Origin of the sequence: Gynuella sunshinyii YC6258, assembly GCF_000940805.1 — a bacterium.
GTDB lineage: Bacteria > Pseudomonadota > Gammaproteobacteria > Pseudomonadales > Natronospirillaceae > Gynuella > Gynuella sunshinyii.
The window spans coordinates 2,925,249-2,943,125 of sequence record NZ_CP007142.1 but is presented as its reverse complement, the minus strand read 5'-3'; the positions used below and the strand labels follow the sequence as shown (position 1 = coordinate 2,943,125).

14 protein-coding genes and 2 tRNA genes are annotated in these 17,877 nt (G+C 46.6%); 8 read left to right on the top strand and 8 right to left on the bottom strand.

What is annotated here, in order from left to right; all coding sequences use genetic code 11:
• Positions 1-224 precede the first annotated feature (224 nt).
• From hexR to aceF, 5 genes are all read left to right on the top strand, one after another.
• Positions 225-1,097, top strand: a complete 873-nt coding sequence (gene hexR, locus YC6258_RS13045; RefSeq protein WP_169748971.1) for a transcriptional regulator HexR — start codon at positions 225-227, stop codon at positions 1,095-1,097.
• A 232-nt stretch (positions 1,098-1,329) separates the two neighbouring features.
• Positions 1,330-2,346 (top strand): type I glyceraldehyde-3-phosphate dehydrogenase, encoded by a 1,017-nt coding sequence (gene gap, locus YC6258_RS13040; protein ID WP_044617373.1) that lies wholly within the window; start codon positions 1,330-1,332, stop codon positions 2,344-2,346.
• A gap of 291 nt (positions 2,347-2,637) precedes the next feature.
• Positions 2,638-4,083: a pyruvate kinase gene (gene pyk / locus YC6258_RS13035; protein ID WP_044617372.1), complete on the top strand. Its 1,446-nt coding sequence runs from the start codon at positions 2,638-2,640 to the stop codon at positions 4,081-4,083.
• Between the two features lie 121 nt (positions 4,084-4,204).
• Positions 4,205-6,862 (top strand): pyruvate dehydrogenase (acetyl-transferring), homodimeric type, encoded by a 2,658-nt coding sequence (aceE, locus tag YC6258_RS13030; protein ID WP_044617371.1) that lies wholly within the window; start codon positions 4,205-4,207, stop codon positions 6,860-6,862.
• A 10-nt stretch (positions 6,863-6,872) separates the two neighbouring features.
• Positions 6,873-8,729 (top strand): dihydrolipoyllysine-residue acetyltransferase, encoded by a 1,857-nt coding sequence (gene aceF / locus YC6258_RS13025; RefSeq protein ID WP_044617370.1) that lies wholly within the window; start codon positions 6,873-6,875, stop codon positions 8,727-8,729.
• A 163-nt stretch (positions 8,730-8,892) separates the two neighbouring features.
• On the opposite strand, the gene YC6258_RS13020 is transcribed toward aceF, so the two are convergent.
• The 6 genes from YC6258_RS13020 to YC6258_RS12995 all read right to left on the bottom strand — a co-directional run bounded on the left by YC6258_RS13020 (position 8,893) and on the right by YC6258_RS12995 (position 13,078).
• Complete coding sequence (locus tag YC6258_RS13020; RefSeq protein WP_245627053.1) at positions 8,893-9,444, bottom strand: YbaN family protein; 552 nt, start codon at positions 9,442-9,444, stop codon at positions 8,893-8,895.
• Between the two features lie 333 nt (positions 9,445-9,777).
• A tRNA-Gly gene (locus YC6258_RS13015) sits at positions 9,778-9,853 on the bottom strand.
• 38 nt (positions 9,854-9,891) lie between these two features.
• A tRNA-Glu gene (locus tag YC6258_RS13010) sits at positions 9,892-9,967 on the bottom strand.
• A gap of 126 nt (positions 9,968-10,093) precedes the next feature.
• Positions 10,094-10,936, bottom strand: a complete 843-nt coding sequence (gene galU, locus YC6258_RS13005) for a UTP--glucose-1-phosphate uridylyltransferase GalU (protein ID WP_044617369.1) — start codon at positions 10,934-10,936, stop codon at positions 10,094-10,096.
• Positions 10,937-11,001: 65 nt separating this feature from the next.
• Positions 11,002-12,225 (bottom strand): glycosyltransferase family protein, encoded by a 1,224-nt coding sequence (locus tag YC6258_RS13000; protein WP_044617368.1) that lies wholly within the window; start codon positions 12,223-12,225, stop codon positions 11,002-11,004.
• 10 nt (positions 12,226-12,235) lie between these two features.
• The gene (locus tag YC6258_RS12995) at positions 12,236-13,078 is read right to left on the bottom strand and encodes an HAD-IIB family hydrolase (RefSeq protein ID WP_169748970.1); all 843 of its coding nucleotides are present in this window, start codon (positions 13,076-13,078) and stop codon (positions 12,236-12,238) included.
• Between the two features lie 269 nt (positions 13,079-13,347).
• On the opposite strand from YC6258_RS12995, the gene YC6258_RS12990 reads away from it, so the two are divergent.
• The gene (locus tag YC6258_RS12990; protein WP_044617366.1) at positions 13,348-14,118 is read left to right on the top strand and encodes a hypothetical protein; all 771 of its coding nucleotides are present in this window, start codon (positions 13,348-13,350) and stop codon (positions 14,116-14,118) included.
• Between the two features lie 91 nt (positions 14,119-14,209).
• Here the strand turns inward: YC6258_RS12990 and msrB are convergent, their stop codons facing one another.
• Positions 14,210-14,605: a peptide-methionine (R)-S-oxide reductase MsrB gene (gene msrB, locus YC6258_RS12985; RefSeq protein WP_044617365.1), complete on the bottom strand. Its 396-nt coding sequence runs from the start codon at positions 14,603-14,605 to the stop codon at positions 14,210-14,212.
• 216 nt (positions 14,606-14,821) lie between these two features.
• Between msrB and YC6258_RS12980 the strand changes: the two genes are divergently transcribed.
• Together YC6258_RS12980 and YC6258_RS12975 are read left to right on the top strand one after the other, a co-directional pair.
• A complete protein-coding gene (locus YC6258_RS12980; protein WP_044617364.1) occupies positions 14,822-16,036 on the top strand; it encodes a pyridoxal phosphate-dependent aminotransferase in 1,215 nt (404 codons plus the stop codon).
• Between the two features lie 9 nt (positions 16,037-16,045).
• The gene (locus tag YC6258_RS12975; RefSeq protein WP_052830260.1) at positions 16,046-16,453 is read left to right on the top strand and encodes a hypothetical protein; all 408 of its coding nucleotides are present in this window, start codon (positions 16,046-16,048) and stop codon (positions 16,451-16,453) included.
• A gap of 461 nt (positions 16,454-16,914) precedes the next feature.
• Here YC6258_RS12975 and YC6258_RS12970 read toward each other — a convergent pair whose 3' ends face one another.
• Positions 16,915-17,856 (bottom strand): class I SAM-dependent methyltransferase, encoded by a 942-nt coding sequence (locus YC6258_RS12970; RefSeq protein WP_052830259.1) that lies wholly within the window; start codon positions 17,854-17,856, stop codon positions 16,915-16,917.
• Positions 17,857-17,877 lie beyond the last annotated feature (21 nt).

The window sequence follows — 17,877 nt, the reverse complement described above, 5'->3', positions numbered from 1 at the left end:
TGTACGACTCCGAATCTCATCGGCGAAAAAGGTAATTTTTGTAATTTTCTTACATTTTGCCCGAATTCAGTATCTAATAACAACCTGAAACAGCAACCAGACATTCGCTTGATTTGACATCCAGATCTGCAGGATGCACTAAAAATGATTCTGAATATAATTACAGAATTGCATGACATTATTCATGTACGATAGCGCACAACAATAATAGTGGTATAAACATAGTGACTGAGACAGACCATAGCAGCAATCTTCTTGAACGCTTGAAGTCCAATCCGGACTGCCTGAGTAAATCTGAAAAAAAAGTAGCCCAGGTTATCCTGAGCGACCCTGACTCAGCTATTCGTTCCAGCATTGCCTCCCTCGCAAAAGCCGCCAATGTCAGCGAACCAACTGTAAATCGTTTCTGTCGCTCACTGGGGTGCAGCGGGTTCCCGGATTTCAAGTTAAGACTGGCTCAGTGTCTGGCCACGGGAACACCTTATATCAACAGAGATGTAGAATCTGACGATACAGTTGAACAATACACCCGGAAAATTTTCGAGGCGAATCTGAGTGCTATCAGCGATGCTCAGCGATCATTGGACTACAATGCTGTCGCCAAAGTCGTTCAGACACTGGCGGATGCCAAAAAAATCGACTTTTTTGGTTCCGGCGGATCTGGTCCGGTCGCCCTGGACGCACAACACAAATTTTTTCGCCTGGGTACTCCGGTTGCCGCACACACTGACTCTCTCATGCAGCGTATGGCAGCTGCCGGTGCCAGCCCTGGTGACGTCATCATGATCATCTCCAACACTGGTCGCACCATACCTCTCATCGAGGCGGCCACTATTGCCCGTCAGGCGGGCGCAACGGTTATCGGACTGACTACTCCCAATTCCCCATTAACGGAAGTATGCGATCTTTACCTGGGTGCAGAAAACTCCGAAAATACTGAGATCTATACACCGATGAGTTCCAGACTCATTCATCTGGCCATCATCGATGTACTGGCTACCGGGGTGTCGTTATTGAGAGGTCCTGATTTTCAAGACCATTTGAGGATCATCAAAGAAAGCCTGGCAGAAACCCGCATTTCCAATAAAGATAAGTAACAAGGGCGTCATTATCCCTCTGCTACAATTGAACAATGTTTTATCGAAAGTTTGAAATGTAGTTTTATTACAATTTTTTAGCGGGCAAGGTCACTTACTGTAGAATTGTTGCGCTATATCATGGTTAAATACGTAATAAACCTACATATTTAAGCCATCTTTTACGTGGCGGCTAAACTGGTCAATGAACTTCTGATTGGTAGCCCTCAAAACTTCTATAAAGGAGCACAACATGTCTAAAATCCGTGTCGCGATTAATGGCTATGGCCGTATTGGCCGTAACGTTTTACGTGCATTATATGAATCTCCTGAACACCTGGAAAAAATTCAAATTGTTGCAATCAACGATTTAGGCGATGCCAAAATAAATGCCCATTTGACCAAATACGACACAGTACATGGCAAATTCGTCGGGACTGTTGAGCAAGACAACGATGCTCTGGTTGTAAATGGCGACAAAATAGCCATTCTGTCTGAGCGCAACCCTGCTGAGCTGCCTTGGAAAGAACTCAATGTAGATGTGGTTTACGAATGTACCGGTTTCTTCGCCAGCAAAGAAAAAGCCAGTGCTCACCTTGATGCCGGTGCCAAAAAAGTGATCATCTCTGCACCTGCCGGCGGCGTTGATGCAACTGTTGTATATGGTGTAAACCAATCAGTTCTGACTTCTGATATGACCGTTATTTCAAACGCTTCCTGTACCACCAACTGTCTGGCTCCTATCGCCAAACCTCTTAACGACAAGCTGGGTATCGAAAGCGGCCTGATGACCACGATTCACGCCTATACCAACGATCAGCGCCTTTCTGACGTATATCACTCTGACCTGTACCGCGCCCGCGCTGCAGCCATGAACATGATCCCTACCAAGACTGGTGCTGCAGCTGCAGTTGGCTTGGTTGTGCCTGAACTGGCTGGCAAGTTTGATGGTATGGCTGTACGCGTTCCAACCATCAACGTTTCATTGGTTGACCTGTCATTCCTGGCACCTCGCGAAACCACCGCTGAAGAAGTCAACCAGATTATTGAAGACGCCATCGCTGCTGATCCAGTATTAGCAAAAGTACTGTGTGTCAACAAAGAGCCATTGGTTTCTACGGACTTCAATCACAGCACTTTCACTTCCAATTTCGATGCAACCCAAACAAAAGTACAAGGCAAACTTGTAAAAGTCATGTCATGGTATGACAATGAGTGGGGCTTCTCGAATAGAATGCTCGATAATACAATTGCGTTAATGAATGCCTGATTAGGTTCGGGTAGAAAAAAAGTCTAATGGTAATGCCATTGGACTTTTTTCGTTTAAGGGGCTAGCAAAATTTCGATAGCCGCTAACTTTGCGATAATGCGAACTGTTGCACTAAGCGAATTTCCGCTTATCGCATAAAAGAATAAATAACCCTTCAGCAGGCTTTTCCTTTGGAAATGTATTTTGATTGCGGCTGTAGGGGTTTTATGTCCGTACACGATAAATTACGTAATGAGAGCCTTAAAACAGTAGGCTCTCATCAACAAATGATCTTCAAGTGAGAATTAGGAAATGACTAGACGCACAAAAATCGTCACTACCCTGGGTCCGGCAACTGATAATTACGAAACACTCGAAAAATTAATTCTGGCAGGAGCTAACGTTGTTCGACTGAACTTTTCTCACGGCTCTCCCGAAGATCACAAACGCAGAGCCGATTGGGTCAGAGAGATTTCTGAAAAACACAGCAAGTATGTTGCCATACTGGGCGACTTGCAGGGCCCAAAAATCCGTATATCCCGCTTCAAGGATAAAAAAGTCGAGCTACTTGAAGGACAGGATTTTTTACTCGATATCGACCTGGATAAAGATAGCGGCGACAACGAAAAAGTAGGTGTTGATTACCAATCCCTGGCAAAAGACTGTGTTCCGGGAGACATTCTGTTATTGGATGATGGCCGTGTCCGACTGGAAGTGAAATCAGTTGAAGGCAACAAGATTCTGACCAAAGTTGTACTGGCTGGTCCATTGTCAAATAACAAAGGTATCAACAAACTGGGCGGCGGTCTTTCTGCCCCTGCACTGACCGAAAAAGACAAAGCGGATATTGTGACGGCATCTGAAATCGCCGTCGATTACGTTGCGGTCTCTTTTCCGAGAAGTGCTGACGACATTAATCAAGCTAGAGAACTTCTGGCTGCAGCTGGATCCAGCGCAGAAATTATTGCTAAGATTGAACGCGCTGAAACAGTACTCGATCATAACCTGCTGGATGAAATTATCCTGGCCTCAGACGGGGTAATGGTTGCCCGTGGAGATCTGGGTGTAGAGATTGGTGATCCACAATTGATTGGCGTTCAAAAGCATATCATCGAACGCTCCAGAATACTGGATCGTACCGTCATCACGGCAACTCAGATGATGGAATCCATGATCAACAATCCTTTCCCGACCCGTGCTGAAGTATTTGATGTTGCGAATGCGGTTCTGGATGGTACTGACGCGGTCATGTGTTCTGCAGAAACAGCTGCGGGTAAATATCCAGTGGAAACTGTCCGGGTGATGCACGATGTCTGCCTGGGGGCGGAAAAAGTCAGAAGAGCACAGCGCTCCAAGCACCGTCTGGACGAACAGTTCAAGCGCACAGACGAAGCCATTGCAATGTCCGTTATGTACACAGCCAACCACCTCAAAGGGGTTAAAGCGATTATCTGCCTCACAGAATCCGGATCAACCCCATTGTGGATGTCTCGGATCAGCTCAGGCATTCCCATTTACGCACTTTCGCGCCATATGGCCACACTATGCCGCGTTGCCCTTTACCGAGGCGTCACTGCGACCAGCTTTGACGTGACCACGCAGGATCCTGTGTGGGTAAACCGCAATGCAGTTGAAACGCTCAAAAAACAAAACCTGGTATCCGATGGCGATCTTGTGATCATCTCCAAAGGTGACCACCATGGTGTTCATGGCGGAACCAACACCATGCAAATCCTAAGCGTCGGCAATATCACCTGACCTTAACTGCACTACCAAACAAGCCAGTCTGTCTTTTCGGCTGGCTTTTTTACATATGAACTAACCCAACCTGAAAACAATATTGCTCCATCATTACGAGTAGGAGAGAGGAACCTGAAATATGGAACACGATATAGATCCAATTGAAACCCTGGAATGGCAAGATGCACTGGCATCGGTCATTCGTGAAGAGGGTGCGGATCGAGCTCAATATCTATTGAAGCGATTATCCGATCAAATCACCTCTACGGGCCCTGATGTACCATTCGCACTGAATACACCATTCAGAAATACCATTTCGGTTAATGAAGAGCCTAAATTTCCTGGTGATCCCGAAATAGAACAGAAAATTCGCGACTGGATAAACTGGAATGCCGTTGCAATGGTCGTCAGGGCAAACAAAACCGGTGATGACCTCGGTGGCCATATTTCCAGCTTTCAATCTTCAGCGGCACTATATGATGTTGGATTTAACCATTTCTGGCGCGCCCCGACTGAGTCAAATCCTGGTGACCTGGTATATTTCCAGGGACATATCGCTCCAGGGATTTATGCCCGTTCATTTGTGGAAGGCCGTTTAAAAGAAGACCATCTGGAAAATTTCCGCAGAGAAGTTGATGGCAAGGGCCTGTCTTCTTACCCCCACCCCTGGTTAATGCCAGAATACTGGCAGTTTCCGACCGTATCCATGGGACTTGGTCCTTTACAGGCGATTTATCAGGCCCATGTCATGCGCTATATGGAGAATCGCGGGCAGATCGAAAAAGGCGGACGGGTTTGGGCATTCCTGGGTGATGGCGAAACCGATGAACCGGAATCACTCGGATCTATCAGTCTGGCCGGACGTGAACACCTGGACAACCTGGTATTTGTAATCAACTGTAACCTACAGCGCCTGGATGGCCCTGTTCGTGGTAACGGTAAAATTCTGCAGGAACTCGAAGGCGTATTCCGCGGCGCAGGCTGGAATGTCATCAAAGTTGTTTGGGGCAGTGGCTGGGATAAACTGCTCGCCAAAGATCACAAAGGCATGCTCGCCAAGCGCATGGACGAAGTGGTTGATGGCGAACTACAAGCTTATAAATCCAATGGCGGCGCCTATACCCGTGAACACTTCTTTGGCAAATACCCAGAGAGTGCGGAACTAGTCAAAGATATGACCGATGATGAAATCTACAAACTGCAACGCGGTGGTCATGATCCTTATAAGGTTTTCGCCGCTTATAAACAGGCCATCGAAAATAATAACGGACAACCGACTGTTATTCTGGCTCATACAGTAAAAGGTTTTGGCATCGGCGCTGGCGAAGCCCAGAATGCCACTCACTCACTGAAAAAGCTCAGCCTGGATGACCTGAAGAAATTCCGTGATCGCTGCCGGGTTCCAGTCACCGATGAGCAGTTGGAAAAAGGTGAAATACCGTTCTATCGTCCGGATGAAAACAGTGCAGAAATGCAGTACATCCGAAATCACCGCAACCATCTGGGTGGATATCTGCCTCAACGAAGACCAAAGGCCCTGGAAAAACTTGAAGTCCCCAGCCTGGATTCATTTGAAGCATTGCTGAAAGACACGGGTGATCGTGAGATCTCCACCACAATGGCTTTTGTCAGAATGATTTCACAACTGGCCAAAGACAAGTCTATCGGAGATCGTATCGTTCCCATCGTCGCTGACGAAGCGCGCACATTCGGTATGGAAGGCATGTTCCGCCAGGTTGGTATCTATGCCCCTGAAGGGCAGCTCTATACCCCAAATGACCGTAATCAGGTCATGTGGTACAAAGAAGATCAGCAGGGCCAGATCCTGCAGGAAGGGATCAACGAAGCAGGTTCCATGTCATCATGGCTGTCTGCCGGAACGGCTTATAGCACTTATAACAAGCAGATGATCCCGTTCTATATTTTCTATTCCATGTTTGGATTCCAACGGGTTGGAGATCTGAGCTGGGCGGCTGGCGACCTTCAGGCAAGAGGCTTTTTGATTGGTGGAACATCCGGCCGCACAACCCTGAATGGCGAAGGTCTGCAGCACCAGGACGGACACAGCCACATCCTTGCTGGCACAATTCCAAACTGCGTCACCTATGACTGCACCTACTCTTATGAACTTGCCGTCATTATCCAGAACGGCCTGCAGCGCATGGTCGGTAATCAGGAAAATGTGTTCTATTACATTACCACTCTGAACGAGAACTACGCTCACCCAGCAATGCCGGAAGGCGCTGAAGAAGGCATCAAAAAAGGTATGTACCTGTTTGAGTCTGGCGTCAAAAAAGGCAAAAAAGCTGTACAGCTACTGGGTAGCGGCTCCATTCTCAACGAAGTTCGCGCCGCAGCAGAAATCCTGGCCGAAGATTTTGGTGTTCAGTCAGATATCTGGGCAGTCACCAGCTACAACGAACTGACCCGCGATGGTCTGGCAGTTGATCGTCATAACATGCTGCATCCGGGTGAAGAAAGACAGACAGCTTACGTCACCGACTTACTGAAAGATCGCAAAGGCCCGGTTATTTCTGCTGGCGACTATGCCAAGAACTACGCCAACCAGATCCGCAAGTGGGTACCTGCTGCTTATCATGTACTGGGTACCGACGGTTTTGGACGCAGTGACTCCCGTAAGCAACTCAGACATTTCTTTGAAGTGGATCGCCACTGGATTGTCATTGCCTCTCTGTTTGCCCTGAGTGAAGAAGGCCTGGTCGAGGCAAAAGACGTGAATGACGCTATGCAGAAATTTGGTTTGGATCCAAACAAACCAAATCCAATGACGGTTTAAGGAGTCACTAATGGCAACCGAAATAATTAAGGTCCCGGACATTGGTGATATCGAGGCAGCTGAAGTCATCGAAATCACCGTAAAAGTGGGTGACACTGTTTCTGAAGACGATACCTTGCTGGTTCTGGAATCAGACAAAGCGTCTATGGAAGTTCCATCTCCAAAAGCCGGAAAGGTATCGCACATCAAAGTCAATGTCGGCGACAAAATCGGCGAAGGCGATGAGATCGTTTATCTGGAAATCGCTGGAGATTCTTCCAGTACCGCTGCAAACTCGTCAGCGCCTGCTGAAAAACCGGCCGCCGCCCCTGCTACCGCAAGTGCAACCGTCACTCCAGTACATGTACCGGATATCGGTGGTTCAGAAGGTGTTGAAATCATTGAAATCAACATCAAAGTTGGTGATAGCATTGCGATCGATGATCCCATTGTCGTGTTGGAATCCGATAAAGCTTCCATGGAAGTCCCCTCACCCATCGAAGGTGAAGTGGTCGGGCTGAAAGTCAATGTGGGTGATAAAGTTTCTGAAGGTGATCTGCTGATTGAAGTGAGATCATCTGGCAGCACATCAACAGAGACGACTACCAACACTCCAGCTCCATCGGCTGGAACATCTGCGCTTGAGACAATCAATGTACCCGATATCGGCGGCGCCGAAGACGTTGAGATCATCGAGGTGAATGTCCAGGTCGGTCAGATACTTAAAGCAGATGATCCTATTGTGGTCCTTGAGTCTGACAAAGCCTCTATGGAAGTGCCCTGTCCACAGGATGGTGAAGTGGTCAGTGTTCTGGTTAAAACCGGAGACAAAGTGTCTCAGGGTGCAGCGCTGATTGAACTGAAAACCACCTCTACATCAGCCCCTGTACCAGCTCAGACAACAGCTGCGGCACCACAGGCATCAGCGCCGGCAGCCGCCAGCTCAACCATACCAAGCATCCAAAGCGATGATGCTGTAAAGCCGTCAAAAACGGTTCATGCAGGACCGGCAGTACGTCGACTAGCGAGAGAGTTTGGAGTTGATTTGGCCCTGGTTCGAGGCAGTGGACCAAAAGCCCGGATTGTTAAGGAAGATGTTGCCAACTGGGTCAAAAACAAACTGAAAGAACCTGAAAAAGCCACTTCTGGTGCAGGCATTCCCGCAATACCTGATCAGGATTTCTCTAAGTTTGGTCAGGTGGAAATTCTGGAGCTTAACCGGATACAACAGCTGACAGCTCAGAACATGCATCGCAACTGGTTAAATATTCCGATGGTTACTCAGTTTGATGAAGCTGATGTGACCGACCTGGAAGCTTTCCGTCAATCCCTGAAGGGCGAAATGGAAAAACGTGGCGTGAAGATTTCACCACTGGCCTTCCTGGTTAAGGCTTGCGCTTCAGCATTGCAGGAGTTTCCCAAGTTCAACGTATCGCTGATGTCCGATGGCAAACGCTATGTACAGAAGCACTACGTTAATATTGGCATTGCTGTCGATACTCCCAACGGCTTGATAGTTCCTGTCATCAAAGATGCTGACAAGAAATCGATCTGGCAATTGGCAGAAGAAATCATTGATTTTGCTCAGCGCGGACGCAAAGGACAGGTTAAGCCCAACGAAATGCAGGGTGGCTGCTTTACCATCTCCAGTCTCGGTGGCATTGGTGGTACCGCATTTACACCTATCGTGAATGCACCTGAAGTTGCCATTCTTGGTGTCTCCAAAAACATGGTGAAACCACATTGGGATGGCAAACAGTTTGTACCAAGAACGTTCACCCCACTTTCCCTGTCATATGACCACAAGGCAGTGAATGGTGCGGATGCCGCTAAATTTACCAATTATCTGGGAATGGTGCTCGGCGACATCAGAAGACTGGTTCTCTGAATGCCTGATTGCCTTAAGCAATAACAAAATGAGCCTCTTATGAGGCTCATTTCATTTGTGTTCAGTGTTTTTCCCAGCCCAACTCCAAGAGCGTCATAGCCGGCCCGACAGCCCTTACAGACCAGGTAAACCCTATCTCATCATATCAATCAGCTCATACTCATTAGCGCTTTAGCAATGGCCGTGTGGGTAAGCGCATCATAAAGAACAGACATATCAACAGCATGACCACCAGAAAGTATTTAACGGCCATCAACGGTACGACATAAATGGATATTGAGAATGTAACGATAGTTACCCCTATCGCCCATATTTTAACCTTCTTCTCAATAAATCTATGATCCTGCCAATCTCTGATAATCGGCCCAAATAAAGGACTGGAAATCACCCACCGATGAAACCGCGGAGAACTCTTGGCAAAACACGAAGCTGCCAATAACAGAAAAGGGGTTGTAGGCAGCACAGGCAAAAATACACCGATAAACCCCAGCAATACCGCCAGCCAGCCACCTACAATCAGAACCCATCGTAAAGCCATACCAACATCACCCTTCTCTTTTCCAGAATCACCATAAACATAGCGATTTTTTCGGATAATACCTACCACTCCCATACTAAACACAAACTCATGCTGAATTGTGCAATAAGCATGAACTGCATTAGTGAGTTGGTAAATATGAAATAACTGACCATTTCGATCAATAAAAGCGATCACTCCTGTCTGCTTGATTCTCCGGCATTGAGCCACCTGATACCCTCCCTTGCATCTTAACGGTCATCACCAATACTGTTCTCACTCAAGTGAAAACATCATCCATGACGAAATACCGCCTTAACAGACTGAATGAGCAGGAAACAAGGCTCAGCCGGTGGCAATCTGGTACGACTCAGCGGGAATTGCTGAGGGATTAAAACCAGTCGCAAAAGACTGATTGTTCAAATTTGAGGTGGGAAAAACGAGGACAACCGGTGGGCACTCCGTCCGACTCTCCCAGGAAACCTTCAGACATAAAAAAACCAGTCACAATGGACTGGTTTTTTTAAAATTTGGAGCGGGAAACGAGACTCGAACTCGCGACCCCAACCTTGGCAAGGTTGTGCTCTACCAACTGAGCTATTCCCGCAATATTTCCAAACTAAACGCAACCTTCTATTAAAAAGGTGGCGTCCCCTAGGGGACTCGAACCCCTGTTACCGCCGTGAAAGGGCGGTGTCCTAGGCCACTAGACGAAGGGGACACTTCGTTTTCCACGTTGCCGTTGGAAGTGGCGCGTATATTACCAACGGATTTTGGGAATGCAATACTTTTTTTAAAAAAATCCATAAAAATCAACTGCATACCCAAAATCTCAGAAAATCAGGCCTTACTCAAGCAATCCTTTCTTGTAGAGATTCTCATACACATAGTTGGTCGCCTGTACGTACCCATCGACGCTTCCACAATCAAACCGCGTACCTTTGAACTTATAGGCCAGAACACACCCCTGCTGAGCCTGGGTCAACAATGCATCAGTCAACTGAACTTCACCATTTTTTCCCGCTGGCGTGTCGGCGATAATGTCAAAAATATCAGGAGTCAGAATATAACGACCGATAATGGCCAGATTGGAAGGCGCATCTTCTGGGGCCGGCTTCTCGACCATATCTGTGATCCGGTATAAACCACTTTTCATTTCTTCACCGGCAATCACACCATATTTTTCAATTTCATCCATGGGGACTTCCATAACCGCCACTATACTGCAACGAAACTGTTTATATATCTGGACCATCTGTGCCAGGACGTTATCGTGCCCTTCATCCGGGACACAGAGATCATCTGCCAGAACCACACCAAAAGGCTCGTTACCGATCAGTGTCTTTCCGGTAAGGATGGCATGCCCGAGACCTTTCATTTCCGGCTGACGGGTAAATGAGAAAATCCCTTTAGCCATCACATCCCGGATAGACCGAAGGTATTTTTCCTTACTGGTACCGGCAATCTGATGCTCCAGCTCATAGGATATGTCGAAATGATCGGCAATTACCCGTTTTCCCCGACCCGTCACAAAACCTATTTCATTCAAATTCGCTTCTAGCGCTTCCTCAACACCGTATTGCACCAGGGGCTTATTAACGATGGGCAAAATTTCTTTTGCCATAACCTTCGTGGCTGGCAAGAATCTTGTCCCATATCCTCCCACTGGAAACAAACACTTAGTTATCATGATCACTCCTTCTCAATAGGTTTCTTTTGTTTAGTTTCATTTAATTGGTTCAATAACAAACCTGTCTAACTGGAATATTGCTTGGCATCTTCCTCAACCGCAATCTCCAGTTGTTCAAAAATGTGCGGTACCGCAGAGATTACCCGACTCCAACTTGGCATGAAAGGTGTTGCCATCGGGTTAGCCAGGTAATCCTCTCCGGCATCCATGATATTTTTCGCAAATAACTCCACCGCTTCTTCTTCTTTATGCCGGTCAACCTTCAAACCATTGATGACGCCATCGTTGTAATATACTTCGACATAGTCCAACGCAGTTCTATAGTAAGCAGCCTTAATAGTTCGAAAATGCTCTTCAGTAATCAGTTGTCCATTAATAGCCAGTTTACGATAGATGGCTTTGGTGATATCGCGACTCATTTTTGATAGACCGGCCGAGGCATCGTCAGGAGACAAATCCTGATGCTTATGATCATATACATCGGCGATATCCACCTGACAGATACTTTTAACACTGTAATTACGATGCAACTCTGCCAACACCCCAATTTCCAACCCCCAATCACTAGGGATACGAATATTCTTTAGAATATCGGAACGCAATGAAAACTCACCAGACAAGACATAACGGAAGGAACTTAAGTAATCAAGGAAGTCGTCTGCACCAAACACCTTTTTAAGACTGTGGAGCAACGGGCCGACCAACAAGCGACACACCCTGCCATTGAGTTTTTGGTCAGCGACACGTGCATAGTAGCCCTTACAGAACTGATACCCAAACGCTGGATTAGCAACCGGATAGATGAGTCTTGCAAGCATTGAGCGGGAATAGGTCACCACATCACAATCGTGTAAGGCAATTGCTTTAGTACGATTGGATGCCTGAGCATAACCAATGCAGTACCAGACATTGCGTCCTTTACCCAACTCTGCTGGCGCCAATCCAATTTCCTTCAGCTTCTGGTCAATCTCCATCAAACGGGGGCCATCGTTCCACAATATTCTCAGTCGTTGAGGCAAACGACCAAAATATTTCAATGCATATCGAAACTCGTCCTCATTGGCTCTGTCCAGACCGACAACAATCTCATCGACATAGTCAACTTGTGACAACTCCTGAATAATGCCCTCCAGTGCCGGCATCTCCAGTTCTGAAAACAATGATGGCAGAATCAGACCAATTGGATTGGTTTTCCGAAATCGCCTGAGCTCTTCTTCCAGGTCCTCGACAGGTCGGTCAACCAGGTTATGAAAGTTGGCAATAATGCCATTTTGAAAAAAATCTCCCATGGTTCCTCCGCTAGTGTAGTGCCCATAAATTCAATAATTGTTTTATTGCAGTGTTCCACCCCGCAGGTCCGGCGGCAGAAGCCAGTATTAGATCTGTGTCGGGTTTATTTACGGACAGGTGCTCTCCTGAAGGCTTTGGAATCACAATTGCAAAATCAGCCCATTCAAGCATTTCCCTGTCATTAGCAGCATCGCCAAGAGCCACTGTTCGGCAATTGGCTGCAACAGCGGTACGGTATAAATCAGTTACAAATCTGGCGGCATTGGCTTTATTATTGTTTCCCTGCACCGACACCAGCCGCCCACCTTTGACAGCCTGAAGACTGACACGCTGTAATTGTCGGTTAAATTCCTGGAGTTTTTCATCAGTGTCCAACCAATTGACGGGCTCACTGACTTTGCGTTTAAGTGCAAGGGCAGCTGCATCGACCGGCAATCCGGTCAGTTTCGAAAAATGATCAGCCCCCATATCAGAGGCAAGCTCAATCTTCAGCGCCAGCTGTTTTTTGAGCCGCTGAGCTTCTTCAATCAACCTGGTTCGGGGAACGCCCAGCAGACGGACACCATAGCCCGATAAAAGATCACCGTTAAACCCTGGCCATAGTTTTGCCATCAGGCTGTCCGGTACCGCAACCCCTCCACCGTTTTCAAAAATAAAAGGACTCGACCAGCCTCGCTCCTGCATAAACAGGCAACCCTCATCAAACGTTTTGGAAGTACAGGGGATAATGGGAATCTGGCGCTGGAGAAGATCTTGAATTGCAGGAGAAGCTGCCTCACAACTGTATGTATCGTGATCCAGTAACGTCCCATCCAGGTCAGTAAATACGAGAATTGATTTGCTGAATTCCATAATCATCTTAGTCGCTATAGTCATTAGCTCAGGTGCAAAGTCCCTGCCACCTATATTTAATGGAGATTCGCCCAATTTTTGCACTTTTTCGGTGCATCAATAAAAGTCCTATATGATATTTCCTCACTTTTTGTGCAAAATAACAAATGTTATCCAATTAATTGGACAATGATCTCAAAACGACCCAACTTTGAAGTGATTGATAACCCAAGGTGTCAATCAGGGTCTACACTATAGATATTTCCTTACGAACGGATTAACCGATTTTTATGAATGCTCTGATCACTGTCGTGATATTTGTCTTATTGGTAGGGCTGCTGCTCACAATGCTTGTTATTCAAAACCAGCATAAGCGCAATATGGAAAGGCTGAAAGCCATACAGGCTCTGAACACACAGAACAAACGACTGAAAAATGCCTTGAGACTGGATGCCCTGCGCTTACTGACCTCAGATATGAGTCGTTTTATCTATTCAGCAATGATTCGTAACACCAAACAAATTCTGACACTGAAGCCTGATAATCCCGCCTATGTTAAAAGCGACCTGGAAGTGTTGGTTCGGGACAGTAAGGCAACCCCGAATGCACGTCCTGGCAGTGCTGTCATCAAAGACCCTGACCAAATCAAGCTGGTCATGAATCAATTGAGATCTTTGTACAACTGTGTCAAAGACTCACTGGAGGAAAAACGCATCAGTGCGCAGGAAGCGGAAAAACTTGCCGGTCAGATTGATCAAAGTATGATCAATCTGACCATCACGTTTCATCACAATCGTATTAATGGCGCCCGATCCATCAAAAACTATAAAGAAGCCATCGCCTATTGCCAGAAACTGCTCGACTTTCTGACCAAAAACAAGCGTAGAGCGGAATATCAGCAGGAAATCATTGAAATCCGTCAACTTCGTAAAAACATTCATGACGAATGGATCAAGCATAGTACGGAACAAAAACAGGCCAGAAAAAAAGAACCACAGGACGCAACAGATCAATTTGCCGATTTTGACCAGAGTTGGCAAAAAACCAACCTGTATGAATGACCGCCTGACAGACCTCCGGTTATCCTAAAGAAGCCTGCAGGCACAGCTATATTCAACACGCGTCCTGCGAACAATCGAAGCCATTGTTGGGTTAAGGCTTTGGTTTGAATATTAACGAAACCGAATTGATGCAATAGCGCAAACCTGTAGGCTCGGGACCATCGGGAAATACGTGACCCAGATGAGCATCACAATGGCTGCAGACGACCTCAATACGATGCATGCCGTGACTGAAATCTTCCCGCTTGATCACCCGCTCTTCATTCATGACGTCATTAAAACTGGGCCATCCGCATCCGGCGTCAAACTTGGTTGACGAATTGAATAACTCCTGATCGCAACAAATACAATGGTAAGTACCATTCTGACTCATGTCCCAGTACTCTCCAGTAAACGGTCGCTCTGTTCCCTGTTGACGCGTAACCCGATAGGACTCAGGTGAAAGCTGTTGCTGCCACTCCTGATCTGATTTGACTATTTTTGACATTATCTCCCCTTTATCCATCACTATTGTGTTCGCCACATGTAAATCGCTGGTACCTCGAAACGCATTCCGGATATTCCGAGACCATTACCGCTGGCACTTATATATAGGCGGATCTTTGGTTTTTCTAATCTGTTTGTGAAATATTCGATCCGTACACCCTACTCCTAATTTTGCGGCTTCGGTATGATTCCAGTTTTTCCGTATTCGGGGACCTGAATGAATTCATATCAAAAATCAGACAAACTTAAAAACGTCTTCTATGACATTCGAGGACCAGTACTAACCGAAGCCAAGCGACTTGAAGAAGAAGGCCACCGCATTCTCAAGTTGAACATCGGAAATCCAGCTCCCTTCAACTTTAAAGCACCCGACGAAATTATTCAGGATGTCATCTACAATCTCCCGGAAGCAGAAGGATACAGCGATTCGAAAGGTATCTTTTCTGCCCGTAAAGCCATCATGCATTATTCTCAGCAAAAGCGTATTCGGGGCGTTGAACTGGAAGACATTTACCTGGGAAATGGTGTCAGCGAGCTGATCGTCCTGGCTACTCAGGCCATTCTGAATGATGGTGATGAAGTATTGATTCCAGCACCAGACTATCCGCTCTGGACTGGCGCGGTTACATTGTCGGGTGGAGTCGCACGACATTACCTGTGCGATGAACAATCTGACTGGACACCTGACCTTCAACACATGCGCTCGTTAATCACTGAGCGAACCAAAGCAATCGTGGTTATTAATCCAAACAACCCTACCGGGGCCGTATATCCCGAAGAGATCCTCAAAGGCATCCTGCAAATTGCCCGGGAACATAGTCTCATTGTTCTGTGTGACGAGATTTATGACAAAATTCTCTACGATGGAGCAACCCACACGGCACTCGCCTCTCTGGCAGAAGATGTTTTGTGTCTGACATTCAACGGTTTGTCAAAAAATTACCGCCTGGCCGGTTTCCGGGCTGGATGGATGATCCTGTCAGGCCCAAAACACCACGCCAAAGACTTAATCGAAGGGCTCAATATGCTGTCCTCGATGCGTCTGTGCGCCAATGTTCCGGCCCAACATGCCATTCAGACAGCATTGGGTGGATACCAGAGTATTAATGACCTGGTATGTCCTGGTGGGCGTTTCTACGACCAAATGGATATCGCCCATCAAAAAATCAATGACATTCCCGGGTTGAGCGCAGTTCGTCCGAAGGGAGCGCTATACTTGTTTGCCAGAATAGACCAGAGCAAATTTTCCATTCACGATGACGAGCGGATGATCCTGGATCTGTTAAGGCAGGAAAAAATACTGCTGGTACACGGAAGGGCATTTCACTGGCCAGAGCCCGACCATTTCCGTATTGTCTGTCTACCGCAGAAAGAGATATTGGTCGAAGCCATCGATCGCATGGCACGGTTTTTCAACCATTACCGTCAATAAAGGCAAAGCATGCTGGATATTCATATCACTGAGTTCTACAACGATACGGGACGTATTTTTAACCGGCTGTACAGCCAGTTCCCTCGCCAGATCATCCTCTGGGTAGACGAAATCAGCGGACCCGATCAACCAGACGAATATGGTATGCACAGTGATCGCTATATGGCGACTTATGCGACCATTTTGTGGTTACAGCAAGAGGGCTTGATCCGGTTTGATGATATAGACAAACACGATGCCTTTAACCACTGTTGTCTGACACTGGAAGGCTTTAGATTGCTTAGCGGTATTGCCGAACTGGCGCAGGAAAATGAACGCCCCATTGACCTGATCCGTCTGGCGTTGAAATCCCAATCTTCCAATCAAATGGAAGTGGTCGTCGCATATATCCTGGCATCACACCGTAAAGCGACATAATTCAACGTTGTTCTAAACCCTGCAAACATTCACAGGCACTTAATTTGAGTGCCTGCCCAGAGACAAACATCCCCTTTAAGTACTGCACAGAATTCTATCACTCAAATAACGACTCTCCACCGGGACAACTGAATCCCAAAGGCATAACTGACACTAAATATCAGCAACATAATTTATTGCTTAGCAAATTAACCATGACAGGTAAATATTTTTTTCTCATCAATTAGAATGATTTATTTTTTCGCAAAACATTTATGATTAGATATGTGATCCATGTGCAGTATTGACATAACGCCAATTGTTGGTCTGCTTTTCTGAAGGTAGAGTTATTGGCGCTGTAGTCTCAATGAAGAGCGAATCAGCTCCGTATTTACAAGAGTCCGGACAATTTCGCTCTTTATGCAGGATAAATGACCGAACGGTCATCACACAGTTTCCCTCACCATGGTCCCTTTAAGGTGTTACCCGTCAGCAGAACTGGCGGGACTTTTTTGATAGAGCAACACTTTCAGGCCATAGTCAGGCCTGAGCTCTTCGACAAAACGAGCAGAAGGCAACCGGCGAATGAAATCAAAACCTTCACCAAGTCTGGACTCCAGCATAGTTCGAAACTCGCCAACACTGATAGTCGGCTCATTCATAGTCACCAATAAATAACCACTTTCCACAACCCAATCCCTGACCCTCAAAAGAATACGCTGATAACCTTTGACAGGATCAAAACTGTCCTGTCTGACCGGAGGATCAATGATCACTAAATCAAATGGACTGAGTCGAGTAATCTTGCCGAGAGACTTTAAAATATCGTGATCGAACAGTCGATGACGAGCAACATCACCTTGATTGAGGCGAATATTTTCACGACCAGCATTTAAAGCTGAACGACTCATATCAAAGTTAACTGTTTCGAGACAACCGGCTACTTCTGCAACCACAGAGAAAGCACACGTATAGGAAAACAGGTTTGCAATTCGCTTACCGGCAGCATAAGCACGCACCCACCGACGTCCTTCCTGCATATCCAGAAACAGCCCGGGGTTTTGATGATCAAAACGCAGACGGTAAGCAATTCCGTCTTCATAACCAATACATCCATCCAGGGATTCTCCAGGCCAATACCATTGAGTGGGGCGCACAAAACGAAACTGAAAGGCCAGGTGCGTCAAACGATCAGATAAAGACAGCAATACTGCCATTTCCTGCTCAAGAATGGCCATATCGTCGGGTTTCCGGTACAAAATCACCACCAGCACAGGACCAAACTTATCCACCGTGAGCGCTTCCAACCCGCCATAACAACTACCGCGACCATGAAATATGCGACCACACTCCCCTAGCTCAAAAAATCTCAGACGTTCTAAAACAATATTTTTCAATAACTTATAAGGATGAATTACAGTCATATATGAATTTCTGTTACGTAT

Bases quoted from the DNA above. Each gene is read 5' to 3' on its own strand.
- gap (WP_044617373.1), top strand. From the start codon at position 1,330: ATGTCTAAAATCCGTGTCGCGATTAATGGCTATGGCCGTATTGGCCGT.
- pyk (WP_044617372.1), top strand. From the start codon at position 2,638: ATGACTAGACGCACAAAAATCGTCACTACCCTGGGTCCGGCAACTGAT.
- aceE (WP_044617371.1), top strand. From the start codon at position 4,205: ATGGAACACGATATAGATCCAATTGAAACCCTGGAATGGCAAGATGCA.
- aceF (WP_044617370.1), top strand. From the start codon at position 6,873: ATGGCAACCGAAATAATTAAGGTCCCGGACATTGGTGATATCGAGGCA.
- galU (WP_044617369.1), bottom strand. From the start codon at position 10,936: ATGATAACTAAGTGTTTGTTTCCAGTGGGAGGATATGGGACAAGATTC.
- YC6258_RS13000 (WP_044617368.1), bottom strand. From the start codon at position 12,225: ATGGGAGATTTTTTTCAAAATGGCATTATTGCCAACTTTCATAACCTG.
- YC6258_RS12995 (WP_169748970.1), bottom strand. From the start codon at position 13,078: ATGGAATTCAGCAAATCAATTCTCGTATTTACTGACCTGGATGGGACG.
- YC6258_RS12990 (WP_044617366.1), top strand. From the start codon at position 13,348: ATGAATGCTCTGATCACTGTCGTGATATTTGTCTTATTGGTAGGGCTG.
- msrB (WP_044617365.1), bottom strand. From the start codon at position 14,605: ATGTCAAAAATAGTCAAATCAGATCAGGAGTGGCAGCAACAGCTTTCA.
- YC6258_RS12980 (WP_044617364.1), top strand. From the start codon at position 14,822: ATGAATTCATATCAAAAATCAGACAAACTTAAAAACGTCTTCTATGAC.
- YC6258_RS12975 (WP_052830260.1), top strand. From the start codon at position 16,046: ATGCTGGATATTCATATCACTGAGTTCTACAACGATACGGGACGTATT.
- YC6258_RS12970 (WP_052830259.1), bottom strand. From the start codon at position 17,856: ATGACTGTAATTCATCCTTATAAGTTATTGAAAAATATTGTTTTAGAA.